The organism is Corynebacterium aurimucosum ATCC 700975, assembly GCF_000022905.1.
Lineage (GTDB): Bacteria > Actinomycetota > Actinomycetes > Mycobacteriales > Mycobacteriaceae > Corynebacterium > Corynebacterium aurimucosum_F.
The window spans coordinates 232,387-249,778 of record NC_012590.1 but is presented as its reverse complement, the minus strand read 5'-3'; the positions used below and the strand labels follow the sequence as shown (position 1 = coordinate 249,778).

The 17,392-nt window shown below is 63.3% G+C and carries 18 protein-coding genes; 9 read left to right on the top strand and 9 right to left on the bottom strand.

Translation table 11 applies throughout. The features are described 5' to 3' along the window. The first annotated feature begins 200 nt into the window (after positions 1 to 200). Complete coding sequence (locus CAURI_RS01320) at positions 201 to 794, top strand: DedA family protein (RefSeq protein ID WP_010189919.1); 594 nt, start codon at positions 201 to 203, stop codon at positions 792 to 794. Here the strand turns inward: CAURI_RS01320 and CAURI_RS01315 are convergent. After that, positions 791 to 994 carry a cold-shock protein gene (locus CAURI_RS01315; protein ID WP_010189920.1) on the bottom strand — a complete coding sequence of 68 codons (204 nt, stop codon included), beginning with the start codon at positions 992 to 994 and terminating at the stop codon, positions 791 to 793. The two genes, CAURI_RS01320 and CAURI_RS01315, sit on opposite strands and share 4 nt — an antisense overlap. A 91-nt stretch (positions 995 to 1,085) precedes the next feature. On the opposite strand from CAURI_RS01315, the gene CAURI_RS01310 reads away from it, so the two are divergent. Continuing rightward, complete coding sequence (locus CAURI_RS01310; protein ID WP_010189921.1) at positions 1,086 to 3,458, top strand: DEAD/DEAH box helicase; 2,373 nt, start codon at positions 1,086 to 1,088, stop codon at positions 3,456 to 3,458. Here the strand turns inward: CAURI_RS01310 and CAURI_RS01305 are convergent. From CAURI_RS01305 to ssd, 7 genes are all read right to left on the bottom strand, one after another. Beyond that, positions 3,455 to 3,799 (bottom strand): Rv3654c family TadE-like protein, encoded by a 345-nt coding sequence (locus CAURI_RS01305; RefSeq protein ID WP_012714782.1) that lies wholly within the window; start codon positions 3,797 to 3,799, stop codon positions 3,455 to 3,457. The genes CAURI_RS01310 and CAURI_RS01305 overlap by 4 nt on opposite strands. Next, positions 3,796 to 4,119, bottom strand: coding sequence for a hypothetical protein (locus CAURI_RS01300; RefSeq protein WP_010189923.1), 324 nt, complete (start codon positions 4,117 to 4,119; stop codon positions 3,796 to 3,798). Before CAURI_RS01300 ends, CAURI_RS01305 begins: the two co-directional genes overlap by 4 nt. Beyond that, complete coding sequence (locus CAURI_RS01295) at positions 4,119 to 4,307, bottom strand: DUF4244 domain-containing protein (protein ID WP_010189925.1); 189 nt, start codon at positions 4,305 to 4,307, stop codon at positions 4,119 to 4,121. The genes CAURI_RS01300 and CAURI_RS01295 overlap by 1 nt, the downstream gene beginning before the upstream one ends. A 79-nt stretch (positions 4,308 to 4,386) precedes the next feature. Further along, positions 4,387 to 4,944, bottom strand: coding sequence for a type II secretion system F family protein (locus tag CAURI_RS01290; RefSeq protein WP_010189927.1), 558 nt, complete (start codon positions 4,942 to 4,944; stop codon positions 4,387 to 4,389). After that, positions 4,944 to 5,693 (bottom strand): type II secretion system F family protein, encoded by a 750-nt coding sequence (locus tag CAURI_RS01285; protein WP_012714781.1) that lies wholly within the window; start codon positions 5,691 to 5,693, stop codon positions 4,944 to 4,946. Before CAURI_RS01285 ends, CAURI_RS01290 begins: the two co-directional genes overlap by 1 nt. Next, on the bottom strand, positions 5,690 to 6,826 hold the full coding sequence (locus CAURI_RS01280) for a TadA family conjugal transfer-associated ATPase (RefSeq protein WP_010189931.1): 1,137 nt from the start codon (positions 6,824 to 6,826) through the stop codon (positions 5,690 to 5,692). Before CAURI_RS01280 ends, CAURI_RS01285 begins: the two co-directional genes overlap by 4 nt. Further along, on the bottom strand, positions 6,823 to 7,839 hold the full coding sequence (gene ssd, locus CAURI_RS01275) for a septum site-determining protein Ssd (RefSeq protein ID WP_012714780.1): 1,017 nt from the start codon (positions 7,837 to 7,839) through the stop codon (positions 6,823 to 6,825). Before ssd ends, CAURI_RS01280 begins: the two co-directional genes overlap by 4 nt. A gap of 476 nt (positions 7,840 to 8,315) precedes the next feature. Here ssd and CAURI_RS01270 point away from each other — a divergent pair, with 476 nt between their 5' ends. After that, positions 8,316 to 9,131, top strand: a complete 816-nt coding sequence (locus tag CAURI_RS01270; protein ID WP_010189935.1) for an HAD family hydrolase — start codon at positions 8,316 to 8,318, stop codon at positions 9,129 to 9,131. Here the strand turns inward: CAURI_RS01270 and CAURI_RS01265 are convergent. Further along, a complete protein-coding gene (locus tag CAURI_RS01265; protein ID WP_010189937.1) occupies positions 9,128 to 9,817 on the bottom strand; it encodes an oxidoreductase in 690 nt (229 codons plus the stop codon). The two genes, CAURI_RS01270 and CAURI_RS01265, sit on opposite strands and share 4 nt — an antisense overlap. Positions 9,818 to 9,921: 104 nt before the next feature. On the opposite strand from CAURI_RS01265, the gene CAURI_RS01260 reads away from it, so the two are divergent. The 6 genes from CAURI_RS01260 to CAURI_RS01235 all read left to right on the top strand — a co-directional run bounded on the left by CAURI_RS01260 (position 9,922) and on the right by CAURI_RS01235 (position 17,037). Continuing rightward, entirely contained in the window at positions 9,922 to 10,416 is a 495-nt protein-coding gene (locus CAURI_RS01260) for a phage holin family protein (RefSeq protein ID WP_010189941.1), read from the top strand. Positions 10,417 to 10,505: 89 nt separating this feature from the next. Continuing rightward, complete coding sequence (locus CAURI_RS01255) at positions 10,506 to 11,408, top strand: alpha/beta fold hydrolase (RefSeq protein WP_010189943.1); 903 nt, start codon at positions 10,506 to 10,508, stop codon at positions 11,406 to 11,408. Between the two features lie 221 nt (positions 11,409 to 11,629). Further along, positions 11,630 to 13,225 (top strand): peptide ABC transporter substrate-binding protein, encoded by a 1,596-nt coding sequence (locus tag CAURI_RS01250; RefSeq protein WP_010189946.1) that lies wholly within the window; start codon positions 11,630 to 11,632, stop codon positions 13,223 to 13,225. 209 nt (positions 13,226 to 13,434) lie between these two features. Continuing rightward, positions 13,435 to 14,361, top strand: coding sequence for an ABC transporter permease (locus tag CAURI_RS01245; RefSeq protein WP_010189948.1), 927 nt, complete (start codon positions 13,435 to 13,437; stop codon positions 14,359 to 14,361). Beyond that, entirely contained in the window at positions 14,354 to 15,313 is a 960-nt protein-coding gene (locus CAURI_RS01240) for an ABC transporter permease (RefSeq protein WP_010189950.1), read from the top strand. Before CAURI_RS01245 ends, CAURI_RS01240 begins: the two co-directional genes overlap by 8 nt. Then, positions 15,313 to 17,037, top strand: a complete 1,725-nt coding sequence (locus tag CAURI_RS01235) for a dipeptide ABC transporter ATP-binding protein (protein WP_010189952.1) — start codon at positions 15,313 to 15,315, stop codon at positions 17,035 to 17,037. Before CAURI_RS01240 ends, CAURI_RS01235 begins: the two co-directional genes overlap by 1 nt. The last annotated feature ends 355 nt before the right edge of the window (positions 17,038 to 17,392 follow it).

Here is a 17,392-nt window from a genome sequence, read left to right as displayed (position 1 = left end):
TCGACTTCATCCCTTCCGATGGCTAGTCCTCTGCTGGGCAATTGCCCCTAGAGTACACAGATAGAGGTTCACTCTAGTTATTCAGGCCAGTACACGTCCACACAACAGGGGGTCTATACTGGCCGTCCGAGGATTCGCCTCACAGTACACAACCGGGAGACAGCGTGATTGCGTCTATTACTGCATGGTTCGAGGTCATCATGGCCACCCAGTGGATTTATCCGCTGGTGGGTTCACTGATTTTCCTCGACTGCTTCTTCCCCGTTTTACCTTCAGAGGTTCCCCTCAACATGGTGGGCGCTTGGTCTGGTTCCCAAGGTTTCCCCCACCTTCCCACCATGTTTTTCGTCGCTATGGTTGCCGCAATTTTGGGGGATAACTTGTGTTTCCTTTTGGGAACGCGGCTCATTGGCCTTATTAATAGAGCCCAAAAGGGCACGAAAGCTTATGACGCCTTGACGTGGGTCAAGCGCAACATTCGGCGCAGCGGCGGCGCGGCCATCATCATTGCGCGTTTCATCCCCTCGGCCCGGCTGTTTATGACGATCCTGCTGGGCTCCATGCGCTACCCGTGGGTACTGTTTTTCTTCTTCGACACCATCGGCGTCCTGCTGTGGGTGGCGCAGGCGCTAGCCATTGGTTATCTCGGCGGCGTGGCTTTCTCCGGCTCGCCCGCGATAGCCATGCTCATTTCCATCATCGCCGCTGTCATCATCGGCTTCGGCCTGCAAAAAGGGCAGAATAAGCTGCTGGAATGGTGGGATACCCGGCGCGGCTATGCCGAGTCCCCCTAAACCACCTCGACGTTGGTGGCCTGCTGGCCTTTAGCGTCTTCCCCGATCTCAAAGGAGACGCGCTGGTTATCTTCGAGGGTGCGGAAGCCGGTTCCTTGGATTTCGGTGTAGTGCACGAAGATATCGCCGGAGCCGTCCTCCTGCTCAATGAAGCCGTAGCCTTTTTCGGCGTTGAAGAACTTGACGGTACCGTATGCCATGATGAGTTGTCCTTTGCGGGAATAAAGTAGTGCAAACTAGTGCACCAGTGTGCCACGTTTGGACACCTACAGCAGATTAGTGGAGGCAAGCGTGAGTGAGAACCCTCTGGGTGAGGAGCTCGTCGAGCACCTTGTTGAGCGTTTCCCCGAGTCCGAGCTAACGCACTCCACCACCCTGCCCGCCCAGCCAGCAAGCTACGCCGAGTGGCCCGAGTGGGTCCTACCGAAGTTGCGGGCGGCGTTGGAGGAGCAGGGCGTCGCCAAGCTCTATGCCCACCAGGTCGCCGTGGCACAGGCGGCGTGGGAGGGGCGCGACGTGGTAGTCTCCACCGGCACGAGTTCCGGAAAGTCGCTGGGCTATCGTTTGCCCATTCTGTCCCGCTTGGCGCAGGACCCGACCGCGTGCGCGCTCTACATCACGCCGACGAAGGCGCTGGGCTCGGACCAGCTGCGCGCGGTGCTCGAGCTCACGCAGGGCATCGCCACGCTTCGCGACGTCCACCCCGCCCCCTACGACGGCGATACCCCCACCGAAGCCCGTGCCGGCATCCGTGATCAGGCTCGGTTCATCTTCTCCAACCCGGACATGATTCATTCCTCCCTGCTGGGCGCTCATCAGCGGTGGGCGCGGGTGCTGCGGCACTTGAAGTTCATCGTCATCGATGAGGCGCATGCCTACCGCGGGGTTTTTGGCGCGAACGTAGCGCTCGTGCTGCGGCGCCTGCTGCGGCTGTGTGAGCACTATGGCTCGCGGCCGGTGGTGATTGCGGCCTCGGCGACCATGCGGGATCCTGCCCGGCATGCTGCACGGCTGACGGGGCGCGAGTTTTTCCCCGTAACCGAGGATGGCGCGCCGACGGGTGCGCGGACGGTCGCGCTATGGGAACCGGGCTTCATGGAAGGCATCGAAGGGCAGAACGGTGCTCCTGTGCGCCGCGCCGCCACCACGGAAGCGGCGTGGATGATGGCCGCGCTCGTGGCGCAGGGCGCGCGGACGTTGACCTTTGTGCGCTCGCGGCGCGCGGCGGAAACCACCGCGCTGCGGGCAGCTGAGGAACTCTCCGGGAGGCTGGGCCGGCCGGATTTTGCGCGCCGGATTGCCGCCTACCGGGCGGGCTATCTGGCCGAGGACCGCCGCGCGCTGGAGCAGGCGCTGGATGATGGCTCCTTGCTCGGAGTGGCCACCACCTCGGCTTTGGAGCTGGGCATCGACGTCGGCGGGCTGGATGCCGTGGTCACCGCCGGGTTCCCGGGCACGGTTGCTAGCTTCTGGCAGCAGGCCGGGCGCGCGGGCCGCCGCGGTCAGGGTTCGCTGGTGGTACTGGTGGCCCGCGATGAACCGATGGATACCTACCTGGTCCACCACCCAGAAGCGCTCTTGGGCCGGCCGGTAGAAGCCAGCGTGTTCAACCCCGCTAACCCCTATATCCTGGGCGGGCACGTCTACTGCGCGGCGGTAGAGAAGCCGCTTAGCGACGCCGACGTAGCCGCCTTCCGCGCCGAGTCCGTGGTCCACGACTTAGCCCAGCAGGGCTTGCTGCGCCGGCGCCCGCAGGGCTGGTTCGCCGCTCCCCTGCCGGCTGGCTCAAGCGAGCTAACCCCGGAGACCGCGCACACGGCCGTCTCGCTGCGCGGCGGCTCGGGCGAGGAGGTCATGATTGTGGATTCCTCCGATGGCCGCCTGCTCGGCACCATCGATTCAGCCCGCGCGGTGAGCCAGGTGCATCCCGGCGCGGTGTACCTGCACCGTGGTGAGAGCTTCGTCATCGAGGAACTTCACCTCGGCGGCGCTGGTGGCGCAGCTCCCGCCGAACCGGGAGTGGCACTCGCCGTACCGAAGACGCCGGACTACACCACGCAGCCGAAGTCCACGACGGATATCCGCATCCTGAGCGAGGCCGATGACCTGGTGAACTACGCCCCCGGCCTGTGGGTGGCCAGCTTAGAGGTTGAGGTGACCGATAAGGTCACCGGCTACCAGGTACGGCTTCCCGATGGCTCCGTGGGCGAGGATATCCCCCTTGACCTGCCGGAGCAGCGCCTGGTGACCCGGGCGGTGGCCTACACCATCGATCCGCTGGCACTCGCAGCGATGGGAGTCACCGCCGGGCGCACCCCGGGCACCCTCCATGCGGCCGAGCATGCCGCCATTGGGTTGCTGCCGCTCATTGCCACCTGCGACCGCTGGGACATTGGTGGTGTGTCCACCGCGCAGCACGCCGATACGGGCTTGCCCACGGTCTTCGTCTACGACGGCCATCCCGGCGGCGCCGGCTTCGCCGAGGAAGGTTTCCGGCGCTTCCCCGAGTGGATCAAGGCCACCTTTGAGGCCGTGCGCTCCTGCCCTTGCGAATCCGGTTGCCCGTCGTGCGTGCAATCCCCCAAGTGCGGCAACGGCAACAACCCTTTGGACAAGGCAGGCGCTATAGCTCTCCTCGGTGCGTTGGTCACCATGACCTCTTAGACCGGACCAGCGCGGGCGATGGCGCTGCGCCCGCGCAGCCGGGCAGTGACCTCAACGTCGCGCCCATCGATGTCGCAAGAGCCGAGTTCCGCGCCGTTGAGCACGGCAATCTCTGTGGCCTTCGTGCAGGCGTCCCTGCCCTTGGCCACCTCCCACGCCCCGGCCACCGCGGCGAGATCCGCCGCCACCTGCGCTTCGTGCCGCGCCACAACGAGCGAAGCAACTGCCGCAACCGCCAACAGCAACGAACTCACTGCGGCGATAATCCCGGCGGTGACGACGGTGGCATAGCCCTCCTCACCCACCAGGATCCGCGACCAGCTGCGCTGACGACGCCTCACGGCTGCGCCCCTGTGGAACCACCGGCTGCCATCTCTGCGGGGAATACCGCCTGTGCACGCATGGTCCCCAAAGGTGCCGGCACGGCGGCCTCAGCGGTCATGAGGCCTGCACCCTCACTGAGGTTGACTGTTACTCCCTCGCGCTGAAAGTCCACGCCAATGGCGGCGGAGCGAGCCGCAGCGCCCGCGGCGTCAACGGCAGCGAGGTGGGCGGACAACGTGGCGATGCCACCCACGATTCCCGCGGCAACGATGACGAGCGCGGACAGTGTCAGAGCCGCCTCGATGGTGACGGAGCCGGCGTCATCAAGCGCGCGCATTAGCCTGGGGTGTTGGACAGAGCGTCGGTGATGATGGAGGTAATGGCGCTGGTGACTTCGCCACCGTTGACCACGGCATAGAGCACCGCGGCGAGCGCTGCCGCGGCCAAACTTCCCATGGCATATTCAATCGTGGACATACCATCATCATTAGCTAATAGTGACTGGTAGTTTACCTTTTTCTGCATGATATACCTAGCTTTCTTTTCTTGTGTTCATGAAGGTTGCGTGTACTGAGTTGGTGAGCGGTTATTGGAATGAACTGCCCTAGAAGAGTTGCTGGCCCAAGCTGATGAGGACAGGTATCAACCCAAGGACCAGGAATGCGGGAAGGAAACACACCGCTAGCGGTGCTGCAATGAACACGCCAGCGCGCTCCGCCCGCGCGGTAGCTTGCGCCGAGGCTTCGGCACGCAGCTGCGCCACCAAACGGTGGCACCCAGTTGCCATGGCCGCGCCCGATTCACCAGACAACTGCGTCAAACGCACCAGTTCTTCCAAATGCGGCTGGCTGGCCAGCGCCGACCACGCAGTGTTCATGGGAACGCCCACCCCGATGAGAGCGGCCGCCTCCGACCACTGCGGCGAGGCTTCAGCGACGGCTAGCACGGCACTGCGCGTGGAGAGACCGGCCTCTAGGCAAGCAGCAAAAAGCTCCAAGTCACTTGCCGCATCGAGCGGGCCGTATTCTGCCGCTGGGCCATCGCGCGGCGTCTTCGGGCGCGGTGTGCGCGAGCCCGATTGGGCTATCCGCCCAGACGGTGCGGAAGCGGTAACAGCGAGTGCCGCAGCCATTAATGCAGCGGAGATATACGTCAAGACCATCACTGCGCCGCCTTCCGCAGAATGAGGCGCGACCAGGCAAAGCCGGCGCAGACGAGAGCCACGCCGACGTCGAGAAGCACTCCCCCTAAACCACCGCCGAGCAAGAACCCCAGGGAATCCGCGCCCATCGCCCTGCCCATAAGGATGCCCGCCAGCGGCAGGCACGCCAGGATGACCGCGGTAGCCTGTGGCCCCTGCAAGGAGGCGGCGGTCTCACCTGCATGACGACGCGCAGTATCCAGCTGACTTTGAGCCTGCTCAATGAGGTTCGCCAGCGCCACGCCATGGCGCCCGGACAAGGTGAGCAGCGCAGCAAAGCGCTTAACCTCCGGTGCCGTGAGGGCAACCGCGGGTGAACCCCCTTGCGCCGCGAGACCCGCCGCTGTACTCAACGCGGTGCGGAGACTCTCCGGAGTGAAGTCAGGAAGGGCGTCTGTACCCCGGCGAAGTGCGCTCGCCGTTGTCGATCCCGCCCGTAACTCAGCGGCAATAGAACCAAAATAGGAGGCGAGCGCCTCAGCACCGCGGCGCTCGCGCCGGGCGGCTGCCAGGTCATTGGCAAACCACAGCGCACAGGCCACGATGCAGCCCACTGCCACCACAACGGTGGGCCTGCCAAAGAAGACGCAGCACCCAACCCCGAGGAAAACCGCCGCGGGTGCCAGCGAGCGAGGCTTCGGTGATTCCAGCCGCGTCACCGAAGCAGGCTGCGAGAACAAGCACGCCGCTGCAAGGAGTAACCACATCATGGTTCCACCCCGAGCCGCGAGCACAGCTGCGCAAACCCGGGAAGCGGGCCCGCTTCGGCCGTCCACACCAGCTGAGGTGTGACCGGGTTCCCCTCCAGCACACCGAGGTGCGCGAGACGCCGCCCCTGCGGTGTGCGCTCCATTCCGAGGACCACATGTACGGCAGCCGCCAACTGTGAGTGCAGCGCCACGCGGTCGAGCCCACCAAGCGCGGCAAGGGCCTCCATGCGGGCAGGCACTTCATCAACAGAGTTAGCATGCACGGTGCCAGCCCCACCATCGTGACCTGTGTTGAGCGCGGCAAGCAGTTCCACCACCTCCGCGCCGCGGATTTCCCCAACAACAATGCGGTCTGGGCGCATGCGCAGCGCTTGGCGGAGCAGGAGCGACATGGAGATCTCACCGCGCCCTTCCGCGTTGGCCCGGCGCGATACCAAGGTCACCACGTGCGGGTGATTCGGGGAAAGCTCCGGGGTGTCCTCGATGATGAGCAAGCGCTCGGTGACAGGCACACACCCCAACAAGGCAGCGAGCAACGTCGTCTTTCCTGAACCGGTACCACCAGTGACCAGGAAGGATGCCCGCCGCTCAACCACGGCACGCAAGACATGCTCCAGGCTGGAATCAATGCTGCCATTGGCTATTAATTCCTCCAGGCTGGTTTGGGCCTGGCGCAGCACACGGAGGCTGATGCAGGTTCCACTAGCCGAAGGAGGCGCCAGCAGCGCGTGGAGTCGGATCCTCGTGCCATCGGGGCGGGTCAGGCGCCCATCGGCAAAAGGCTGCGCATCATCCAACCGCACGCCGGCCACCGCAGCCAGCCGGGTAGCAAGCTGGCGCACCTCGGCGTCATCGGCAAAGCCAATATCACGTGGTTGTAGGCCCTGCCCGCAATCGACGAAACAGGAATCGGGGCCGTTGACAACAACATCGGTCAGCCCCGGCAGCGACAGGACCGGTTCCAATAATCCCAAGCCCACGGAATCGTGGCGCAGGCGCTGCAGAAGGTCGAGCACGTCGACATCGCTGATGACTCCGGCCTCCTGGCGAATGCGCCGCGCCAAGGCCGGTGCATCGTGGGCTAGCTGCGGCTCGGCGGCCACGATGGTGCGCATCGTATCGATCAGGTTCATGCCACGGCCTCCCACATCTGGCGCGCGGCACGCGCAAGGGCTCGGGGCAACTGGCGCGGCAGCCCACTGGTTTCCACCGTGCGGGTCAGACCACGGATCGTCGGCAGCTCAGCGATGGGGTCTGCATGGGTCACCGTCGCAATATCGCTGACATCCAGGCCGGCCCATTGGCGGTTGCGCACGACGACGGAACACTCCTGCGGCCGGGCGCGAAGTTCCGCCACCAGCTGCGCACAGGCGGCGGCCGCCCGCACCTCTGAGGCAGTCAGCACCACCACGTGATCCGCCGCATCGGGGATATCCCACGGCGGGCAATCCACCACCACGGTCCCCGGGTATAAACACGCAGCTTGCATAATGGCCGCGCGCCGGGCGCTACTCATCTGAACCACCTCTGCGCTGGCAGACCTCGCAGCCGAGAGAACCGCGATACTGTCCGGAGTGGTGGGCAGAGCACGGACAAGGTCTGCTGCATCAACCGCACCGGTCCCCGCAGCGAGATCCGGCCACCGCGCGCCGGGCTTGTTCTCAATACCGGTGAGCAAGTCAAGACCGCCGGAATACGGGCTCGCATCAACCAGGAGATCCGCGCCCGCCTCGCGAGCCAGCGCCACCGCCACGGTCGAGGCACCCAACCCACCAGCGGAACCGGTCACCGCCAGGGTTAAACCTGTGGACACGGTGGTCTCAGGAGTAGCGTCCGCAGCTAATGCGCCCAGGAGTTCTTTCGATTGGGCTGGAACGATGAAGGCGGCAGCCGCGCGGCAACAGAGTGCGGCCTCATAATCGATCGGCCCCGGATCCAAGGCCAGGAAATACACCCGCGGATGCCCCGCCACGAGCCGGGCCGTTAGTGCATCAGCCAAGACGGCATCTGCCTTGGGTAGGTGCCGGGAGAAGTCCCGCGGGTCCTCCACGGTGCTTACTTGCGCAGTACTGGCGGCCGCTGCGGAGGCTGCCTCTGCTCGCAGCGTGGCATCCCCAACGGCGATAACTAGGTGAAACGTGCTCATGCCTGAAGCATGCGCGAGCACGCCAACCGCGCGCTAGAGCTTCCTAGCCACCTGTGGATAACTTCGCCATTATGGCGTCTTCCGCACCTGTTTTGCTGACGCTTAAACAAAATTACCGGGGTTCGCGTACCGAAAATTCACAGGAAACCACGTTTCCACGATCCTTAGAATTCGGGGTTAAGGGTCAAAAGTAAACACCCAGCACGGATGCAGGCGGAATAAAAAGGCGATGGCCCGCGCCTCGGGGGGGTGTGCACGGGCCATCGGTAACCCGGCATCGGGGGGTGCGCCGGGGCAGGCCGCACTGTATATCGGGGCCTTGCACCTGACATTATGACATGCGAAAGAAGAGATGACAACAGCGAAATCCAACATTCCTTGAGTTTTCTGGCAATATGTTTGCGCACTCCCGATTCTTCCTGCTAAGAGGCTACGATGAGCAGGGTAACTCGCACACTAATGGCAGGCCTTCCTCGATGACCGGTACCCCTTTCCCCACCGACGGCACCACCCGCGCGGCCGCGTTTTTCGACTTGGACAAAACGATCATTGCCACATCCTCGGCCTATGCCTTCGGCCGCGAGTTCATGCACAACGGGCTCATTACGCATGCGGAGGCACTCCAGCTGTCTTTAGCCAAGGCCAGCTATATGCTCGCCGGCCACAGCAGCGAGCACATGGACACCACCCGCGATCAGCTCGCCGCCATGGCCACCGGCTGGTCCGTTCAGGAGGTCCACGACATCGCGGTAGAGACCATGCACACTGTGGTCACCCCCGCCATTTATGCGGAGGCACGCGCGCTTATCGACGCCCACCGCGCCGCCGGCCACGAGGTGGTGATCATCTCGGCGTCGGCAAGCGTGCTGGTCGAGCCCATCGCACAGGAGCTGGGCATCGAGCATGTCGTGGCCACCGAGCTCGCCGAGAAGGACGGCCGCTTCACTGGGGAGATTCTGTTTTATTGCAAAGGCGCCGCAAAAGCTGAGGCATTGGCGCGCATTGCCCAGGAGCTCAACGTCGACCCCGACGCATCCTTTGCCTACTCCGATTCCGCCACAGACATTCCGATGCTGGAACAAGTTGGCCACCCCGTTGCCGTGAACCCGGACCGTTTGTTAAAGAAGCATGCCCTTGCCCATGACTGGGAAATCCGCACGTTTAAACATCCCGTTCCCCTCTTCACCGCGCCCAGCGCCCGCGAGTTCGGTATTGGCTCGGCCGTCGTGGCCGGCATCGCTGCCCTAGTGGTTGGCGGTGTTTTCTTTGCGAGGCAGCAGCTGCGCGATTAAGCCGCTTGCGCGATGCCGTCGGCTTCGCGGGCGCCGGCCTCCCAGGCGTCGAGAAGCAGCGTGATGAGCGCCCCCGGATCCTTGTCATAAGCGTCCAGTGCCGCACGGTAGTCCGCGCGATGCCGGTTGAGGTAGGTCTCAGGCACGGCGAATCCCCGCGGATCGAAGCCGGTATGGATGGCGGCGGTACGGGCGGCGACGAGCGCCACGACGGTGCTGCGCGCGCCGAACAGCGAGCGCGCGGCGATCTCCGCGTGCAGCACCACCGGCAACAAGCGGTCAAAATCCACCCCGGCCCCGCGGGTGGTGAGCTGCGCCAGCGCCTGCGCCACCGCTGGGTTCTGATCGGGGCGGCCCGCGCCGCCCGCGGCAACATCAATCCGGGCTAGGACCTGCAGTGGAGCCCGCGCGAAGGTGCGCACCGTAGCCGCCTGTGTTTCGGGGGCGAGGAGGGAATAAGCGCTGACTGCGGGCGGGATGCTGTCAGCCTCAAGCGGCGCGCCGTCGATCGCCGCGGCCGCCCGCGCACCGCGCAACAGCGACTCGGAAGAAATAACGTCAAACTTGCGCAAGCCCGCGGGCCGGCGGTGCACGCGCGCTATCGCTGCGACGGCAGAAGCAGCTTTATCCTCCACCCCAGAAAGGGACATCAGCGGGGTCAGCGGGTCAGAATGCGGCATACCCATTACAATAACGCCGTACCCACTTTGCGGGCCGCACCACATGAACTCTGGAAAGTTCATTACTATGGCTGATATAGATTGCGACAAAACAGTAGGAGTATTAAACCGTGAGCAACGACGGACTATTCACTGACGGGTCCAACAAGTTCGCCCCGAAGGTAGACGGCATTCCCTTGAGCGATGCGAATACCTCCCGCCGTGGCGAAGCATCCATCGGCCAGCTCGTATCCAACGCCACCGAGCAGATGTCCCAGCTGGTTCGCTCCGAGGTTGAGCTAGCCAAGACCGAGCTCGCTGCTTCTGCCAAGAAGGGCGGCATCGGCGCCGGGATGTTCGGCGTGGCCGGCACCGTGGCTCTGTATAGCTCCTTCTTCTTTTTCTTCTTCCTGGCGGAGCTGCTGGCCGTATGGCTCGACCGCTGGGCTGCCTTCCTGATTGTCTTCCTCATTATGGTCGTCCTGGCCGCCGTCGTGGCCTTCATCGGCTTCAAGCAGGTCAAGCAGGTCAAGGCCCCGGAGAAGACCATCCAGTCCACGAAGGAACTCAAGAAGTTGGTTCCGGGTAAGGCTGAGAAGTCCATCGAGCGTGGCCTCTACACCTAAACCTTTAAGGCCCTTTTCAATCTCCCGCCCCGAGCACATGCGTTCGGGGCGGATTTCTTCTGTGCACCCTTCCCACGAAAGGCCCGCCCATGAATCCCCTACCGCCCTCCGTAGTGGAGCTTGACGGTCCCTTTGAACACGAGTTCCTGCACACGCGCGGCATCCGCCTGCACGCCGCTACCGCTGGCGACCCGGATAACCCGCTGGTACTGCTGCTCCATGGTTCCTTTGGCGGGTGGTTCGACTTCCGGAATGTCATTGCCCCGCTTGCCGACGCCGGCTTCCACGTCGCCGCCCTCGACATGCGAGGTTTTGGCATGTCCGATAAACCACCGCTCGAACCCGGCCAGGATATCCGCGTGGCGGTTGGCGATGTCAGCGGTGCTATCCGTGCATTGGGCCACGATGATGCCTACCTGGTTGGCGCGGATACCGGTGGTGCGGTGGCCTGGGCGCTGGCTACCGAGCGGCCCGAGCGGGTACGGGGGCTGGTATCTGTTTCGGCGGCACACTCAGCTGATCTACGCCGCGCTATCGCTGCGCGCCCCTGGGATTTTGGGTGGGTTCTCCTGCGCGCGGCATTGTGCCGCCTCGGAAAGATTGGCGCCCCGAGCCTCCTGCTGAGAGAGTCCGCTTACCTCCGGGAGATGGATCTCGATGCCCTCGGATCCTTCAGCGGCGCCGAGCGTGAGGAGGCCCTGCGCTTGCGTGTGGCCTCCTCACGTATTGGAAACGTCCGCCGCGGAATCATCTGGAACCACCGACTGCGCACCGCCGTGGTTCCGCTGAGTTGGCTCGAGCTCAGCGTGCAGTGTCCGACGCTGTTCATTCATGCCGATCAGATGCTGTGGCGGCCAGTGGCGCGGCGGGCGGCGCGGCGCTGCCGTGGGGACTTCACTGCCACCACCATCCCCGGCTCCAAGAACCTCCCCTACCTTGAGAACCCTCACGGTTTTACTCAGACCATCATTCAGTGGCTGCGAGATAGGTAACATTCACTCCCCTCCGTGTCCCACCCCTCTCAGGGGGATGGGGCTTTTTTCATTCTCCAACAAAACCGCAGGTCAGGAACAAATACCTACCGATCTATAGCTTTCATTGCAGGACATATTTTTCGATTCCTTGTATATGAGACGAGCCACGCGGTAGCTTCATATAAAACCAACATCACAGGTTTTCTACATCTTTCGCACCACGGAGGTCTAAGCCCCACATGACGCTCAAGAAGACACTCGCTGCTCTCTCTGTCGCTACCCTGCCGCTCACCCTCGCGGCTTGTGGTGGCGACAACTCCGGTTCGGACTCTGCCTCTGGCTCCGGCGATGGCATCATCACAGTCAACGGCTCCGAGCCGCAGAACCCGCTCATCCCAGCCAACACCAATGAGACCGGCGGCGGGCGCATCGTCGATTCCATCTACGCCGGCCTGGTCTACTACGACGGCGATGGCGAAGCCCAGAACGAACTGGCTGAATCCATCGAGCCGAATGACGACAACACCGAGTTCACCGTCAAGCTCAAGGAATCCACGTTCTCCGACGGCTCCCCGGTGACCGCGAAGAACTTCGTGGATGCGTGGAACTACGCTGTGGCTAACGATCAGCTCAACGCTTCCTTCTTTGCCAACATCAAGGGCTTCGAGGAAGGCGTCGAGGAGATGGAAGGCCTTAAGGTCGTCGATGACCTCACCTTCACCATCGCCCTGAACAGCCCGGAGCAGGACTTCCCTGCACAGCTGGGCTACTCCGCGTTCTACCCGCTGCATGAGTCGGCCCTGGAAGACATGGACGCCTTCGGCCAGAACCCGATTGGTAACGGCCCGTACAAGCTGACCGAGTGGAACCACAACCAGGACGCCACCGTCGTTCCGAACGAGGAGTACAAGGGCGGTCAGACCCCGCAGAATGACGGCATCAAGTTCGTCTTCTACGCCGGACAGGACGCGGCCTACGCCGACCTGCTGGCAGGCAACCTGGATGTCCTCGACGCCGTTCCGGACTCCGCCTTCGACGTCTACGAGGCTGACCTCGGTGACCGCGCTGTGAACCAGCCGACCGCCGTGTTCCAATCCTTCACCCTGGGCGAGAACCTCGAGCACTACTCCGGCGAGGAAGGCGTCCTGCGCCGCCAAGCCATCTCCTACGCCATCAACCGCGAGGAGATCACGGACACCATCTTCAAGGGCACCCGCACCCCGGCCAAGGACTTCACCTCCCCGGTTATGCCGGGCTACTCCGAGGACATCAAGGGCAACGAGGTCCTGAAGTACGACCCGGAGAAGGCCAAGGAACTGTGGGCCGAGGCCGACAAGATCAACAAGTGGGATAACCCGACCCTCGAAATTGCCTACAACTCCGACGGTGGCCACAAGAGCTGGGTGGATGCAACCACCAACTCCATCAAGAACACCCTCGGCATCGAGGCTGTCGGCGCTCCGTACCCTGACTTCAAGTCCCTGCGCGATGAGGTGACCAACCGCACCATCAAGACTGCCTTCCGCACCGGCTGGCAGGCGGACTACCCGAGCCAGGCCAACTTCCTTGCTCCGCTGTACAAGACCAACGGCTCCTCCAACGACGGTGACTACACCAACCCGGAGTTTGACAAGCTTCTCGACGAAGCCCTGACCTCCTCCTCCGAGGAAGACGCCATCAAGAAGTACACCGAGGCCCAGGAAATCCTGTTCAAGGACCTGCCGGCTATCCCGCTGTGGTACTCCAACGCCACCGGTGGCTACTCCGAGAACGTCGACAACGTCGTCTTCTCTTGGAAGTCCCAGCCGGTCTACTACAACATCACCAAGAAGTAACGCCATCCCCGCTACTTCATACGGCCCCCGCAACCTCTGTGGAGCGGGGGTCGCCCCACGTTTTCACCCCCGAAGTGTGATTAGAAACGCGCTATAGATTTCTCGAAGCGTGGGATCACACATTAGAATTCTCGTAAGCTTTGACCTGCGTCCCAAAAATCGGAGAACGCTGGCAAGCACCTGCCCCACAATGAGTAAAGGACCACACTATGCTGCGCTATATCGGGCGCCGAGTGCTCCAGATGATTCCGGTGTTCTTCGGAGCCACCCTGCTCATCTACGCGCTCGTCTTCTTGATGCCCGGCGATCCAGTCGAAGCCCTTGGCGGTGACCGCGGCCTCACCGAGGCTGCCCGCGCCCGCATTGAGGCTGAATACAACCTCGACAAGCCGTTCATCATTCAGTATCTGCTCTATATCAAGGGCATCTTCATGTTGGACTTCGGCACGACCTTCTCCGGCGTGCCCGTGACCCAGGTGATGGCTAATGCCTTCCCGGTTACCGTGAAGCTCACCGTCATGGCGATCATTTTTGAATCCGTCTTCGGCATCCTCTTCGGCGTCTTCGCCGGTATGCGCCGCGGCGGCTTCTTCGATTCCACCGTGTTGGTCATCTCCCTGCTCGTCATCGCCGTGCCCTCCTTCGTTATTGGCTTCGTCTTCCAGTACCTCGTAGGCATTAAGTGGGGCGTCCTGCCGGTTACCGTCGGCGCTAACGCCACGGTGAAGTCCCTTCTCATGCCGGCCATGGTGCTCGGCGCGCTCTCCCTGGCCTACGTCATCCGCCTGACCCGCCAGTCCGTGGCTGAGAACCTGCGCGCCGACTACGTGCGCACCGCCCGCGCCAAGGGCCTCTCTAACGGTGCGGTGACCCGTCGTCACGTGTTGCGCAATTCGCTGATTCCCGTGGCCACCTTCATCGGCGCCGATATCGGTGCACTCATGACCGGCGCCATCGTGACCGAGGGCATCTTCGGCATCAACGGCGTCGGCGGCACCATGTACCAGGCCATCCTGCGCGGTGAGCCGACCACAATCGTCTCCTTCACCACAGTGTTGGTGATCATCTACATCATCGCCAACCTGCTCGTTGACCTCCTGTACGCCGTACTTGATCCGAGGATCCGCTATGCCTAATTTCGAGAAAACCACTCCCTACCCGGGCCAAGAGCACTTCGTCTCGGAAACCGATGAAACGGGTCTCGGCGCGGTCGATGCCGTTAAGGACGAGTCCGCGCCTTCCTCCCAGTGGGGCGAGGCATGGCGCTACCTGCGCCGTCGCCCACTGTTCTGGGTCGCCGCCGTCATGATCCTCGTGGCCGTCCTCCTGGCCATCGCACCGGGCCTCTTTACTAACACTGACCCCCGCCTGTGCGAGCTGTCCAAGTCCCTCGCCCCCGCCGAGCCAGGCCACCCCTTCGGCTTCAACCGCCAGGGCTGCGATATCTACGCCCGCGTGATCTACGGTGCGCGCGCGTCGGTAGCCGTCGGCATCCTCACCACGCTGCTCGTCGTGGTACTTGGTTCAATGATCGGCGCTATCGCCGGCTTCTTCGGCGGCTGGATTGACTCTGTTCTCTCCCGCATCACCGACATCTTCTTTGCCATCCCGCTGGTGCTCGCCGCCATCGTGGTCATGCAGATGTTCAAGGAGCACCGCACCATCGTCACGGTGGTCTTGGTGCTCGGCCTCTTCGGCTGGGTCTCCATCGCCCGCATCACGCGCGGTGCGGTGGTCTCCATCAAGAACGAGGAATTCGTGCAATCCGCGCGCTCCATTGGCGCGTCGAGCTGGCGCATCTTGTTCAGCCACATCCTGCCGAACGCGGCCGCGCCCATCATCTCCTACGCCACCGTGGCGCTAGGTACCTACATCGTCGCCGAGGCCACCCTGTCCTTCCTGGGCATCGGCCTGCCGCCGACGTTCGTGTCCTGGGGCGGAGACATCTCTGACGCGCAGGCTTCCCTCCGCGTCGCTCCGGCAGTCCTGTTCTACCCGGCGGGCGCTTTGGGCCTGACCGTGTTGAGCTTCATCATGATGGGTGACGTCGTCCGCGATGCACTCGATCCGAAGGCGAGGAAGCGTTAATGACTAAGCCACTTCTTGAAATGAAGGACGTCCAGATCTCCTTCACCACGTCTACCGGCGTGGTTGAGGCGGTGCGTGGCGTCAACATGTCCATTTATCCGGGCCAGTCCGTGGCCATCGTGGGCGAGTCCGGTTCCGGTAAGTCCACCACAGCGATGTCCATCCTGGGTCTGCTGCCGGGCACCGGCAAGGTCACCGGCGGCCAGATCCTCTTTGAGGGCGAGGACATCACTCACTACAACAACAAGCAATTCGAATCGCTGCGCGGTGACAAGATTGGCTTGGTCCCGCAGGATCCGATGTCCAACCTCAACCCAGTGTGGCGCATCGGCACGCAGGTCGAGGAATCCCTCAAGGCCAACAACGTGGTGGAGGGCTCCGAGCGCCACCAGCGCGTCGTGGAGCTCCTGGAAGAGGCCGGGCTTCCCGACGCCGAACGCCGCGCCAAGCAGTACCCCCACGAGTTCTCTGGCGGTATGCGCCAGCGCGCGCTCATCGCGATCGGCCTGGCCGCACGCCCGAAGTTGCTCATCGCCGATGAGCCCACCTCCGCACTCGACGTGACGGTGCAGAAGACCATCCTGGATCACCTGGAGCTCCTCACTGAGGAGCTGGGGAACGCGGTGCTCTTCATTACCCACGACCTCGGTCTGGCGGCCGAGCGCGCGGAACACCTCATCGTGATGCATCGCGGTCGTATCGTGGAATCGGGCCCCTCGCGCGAGATCCTGCGCTCCCCGCAGCACCCCTACACGCGCCGGCTTGTCGACGCTGCCCCCTCCCTCGCCTCCTCCCGCATCCGCGCGGCCAAGGAAGCTGGTGTGGAGGCCAAGGAGCTGAAGTCGGGTGAAGCAATCGGCGCCGCCGCCGAGCCTGGCTCCACCGCTGCTGACTCCGCTGAAGGTTCATCTTCCGTGGCTCAGGCCCCGGTCATTTCGGTGCGCAACCTCACCAAGGAATTCGATATCCGCGGCCAGCGCGGCGGCAAGAAGCTGTTGAAGGCCGTCGACGATGTCTCCTTCGACATCCGCCGCGGCACCACCCTGGCGCTGGTGGGCGAGTCCGGTTCCGGCAAGTCCACGGTGGCCAACATGGTGTTGGGCCTTTTGGAGCCGACCTCCGGCACCATCGAATTCGAAGGCCGCGATACCTCGACGCTGTCGAAGCAGGAACTCTTCAAGCTCCGCCGCAAGATGCAGGTGGTCTTCCAGAACCCTTATGGTTCGCTGGATCCGATGTACTCGATTTATAAGTGCATCGAGGAACCTATGGCCCTGCACAAGGTGGGCTCGCGCAAGGAGCGTGAGGCCCGCGTGGCCGAGCTCCTCGACATGGTCTCCATGCCCCGTTCCGCCATGCGCCGCTACCCCAACGAGCTTTCCGGCGGCCAGCGCCAGCGTATCGCCATTGCCCGCGCGCTGGCGCTACGCCCAGAGGTCATTGTCCTCGATGAGGCCGTCTCCGCCCTCGACGTGCTGGTGCAGAACCAGATCATCCAGCTTCTCGCGGAGTTGCAGTCGGAGCTCAGCCTGTCCTACCTCTTCATTACCCACGACCTCGCGGTGGTCCGCCAGACCGCCGACGACGTGGTGGTTATGAAGAAGGGCCAGGCCGTCGAGCAGGGCACCGCCGACGATATCTTCGACAACGCCCAGCAGGAGTACACCCGCAACCTCATCAACTCGGTTCCGGGCATGCACCTGGAAATCGGCACCGGCCACTAGCCCAATCTCTCCGGCCAACCCGTCAACCATTTTCCGGTTGGCGGGTTTCGCCCTTTAAGGGCTTAGAAACCCCCGTTGCTCCTGCTACTCCCGGCTGCACGTGCAGCGGGGCTTGGGATCGCCGAAGTGCCCGTCAGTCTGGCTTCGGCTGATGAGCTTCGTCCTTTAAGGGCTAAGAGACTCCCTTACTCCTGCTGCATCCGGTGGCGTGTAAAGCGGGTCTTGGGATCGCCAGATTGCCCGTCAGCCTGACTTTGGATGACGGGTGGCGCTGGCATAAGGCTCGCCGGTTTTCCCGCGTACCTTGTTGCGGTCCGCGGGTGGTGTGTCTGAAGGATCGCCGATATGCCCGTCA

Excerpts from the sequence above, each read along its gene's own strand:
- CAURI_RS01320 (WP_010189919.1), top strand. The coding sequence starts at position 201 with ATGGCCACCCAGTGGATTTATCCGCTGGTGGGTTCACTGATTTTCCTC.
- CAURI_RS01315 (WP_010189920.1), bottom strand. The coding sequence starts at position 994 with ATGGCATACGGTACCGTCAAGTTCTTCAACGCCGAAAAAGGCTACGGC.
- CAURI_RS01300 (WP_010189923.1), bottom strand. The coding sequence starts at position 4,119 with ATGCGCGCGCTTGATGACGCCGGCTCCGTCACCATCGAGGCGGCTCTG.
- CAURI_RS01295 (WP_010189925.1), bottom strand. The coding sequence starts at position 4,307 with ATGCAGAAAAAGGTAAACTACCAGTCACTATTAGCTAATGATGATGGT.
- CAURI_RS01290 (WP_010189927.1), bottom strand. The coding sequence starts at position 4,944 with ATGGTCTTGACGTATATCTCCGCTGCATTAATGGCTGCGGCACTCGCT.
- CAURI_RS01285 (WP_012714781.1), bottom strand. The coding sequence starts at position 5,693 with ATGATGTGGTTACTCCTTGCAGCGGCGTGCTTGTTCTCGCAGCCTGCT.
- CAURI_RS01280 (WP_010189931.1), bottom strand. The coding sequence starts at position 6,826 with ATGAACCTGATCGATACGATGCGCACCATCGTGGCCGCCGAGCCGCAG.
- ssd (WP_012714780.1), bottom strand. The coding sequence starts at position 7,839 with ATGAGCACGTTTCACCTAGTTATCGCCGTTGGGGATGCCACGCTGCGA.
- CAURI_RS01270 (WP_010189935.1), top strand. The coding sequence starts at position 8,316 with ATGACCGGTACCCCTTTCCCCACCGACGGCACCACCCGCGCGGCCGCG.
- CAURI_RS01265 (WP_010189937.1), bottom strand. The coding sequence starts at position 9,817 with ATGGGTATGCCGCATTCTGACCCGCTGACCCCGCTGATGTCCCTTTCT.
- CAURI_RS01255 (WP_010189943.1), top strand. The coding sequence starts at position 10,506 with ATGAATCCCCTACCGCCCTCCGTAGTGGAGCTTGACGGTCCCTTTGAA.
- CAURI_RS01250 (WP_010189946.1), top strand. The coding sequence starts at position 11,630 with ATGACGCTCAAGAAGACACTCGCTGCTCTCTCTGTCGCTACCCTGCCG.
- CAURI_RS01245 (WP_010189948.1), top strand. The coding sequence starts at position 13,435 with ATGCTGCGCTATATCGGGCGCCGAGTGCTCCAGATGATTCCGGTGTTC.
- CAURI_RS01240 (WP_010189950.1), top strand. The coding sequence starts at position 14,354 with ATGCCTAATTTCGAGAAAACCACTCCCTACCCGGGCCAAGAGCACTTC.
- CAURI_RS01235 (WP_010189952.1), top strand. The coding sequence starts at position 15,313 with ATGACTAAGCCACTTCTTGAAATGAAGGACGTCCAGATCTCCTTCACC.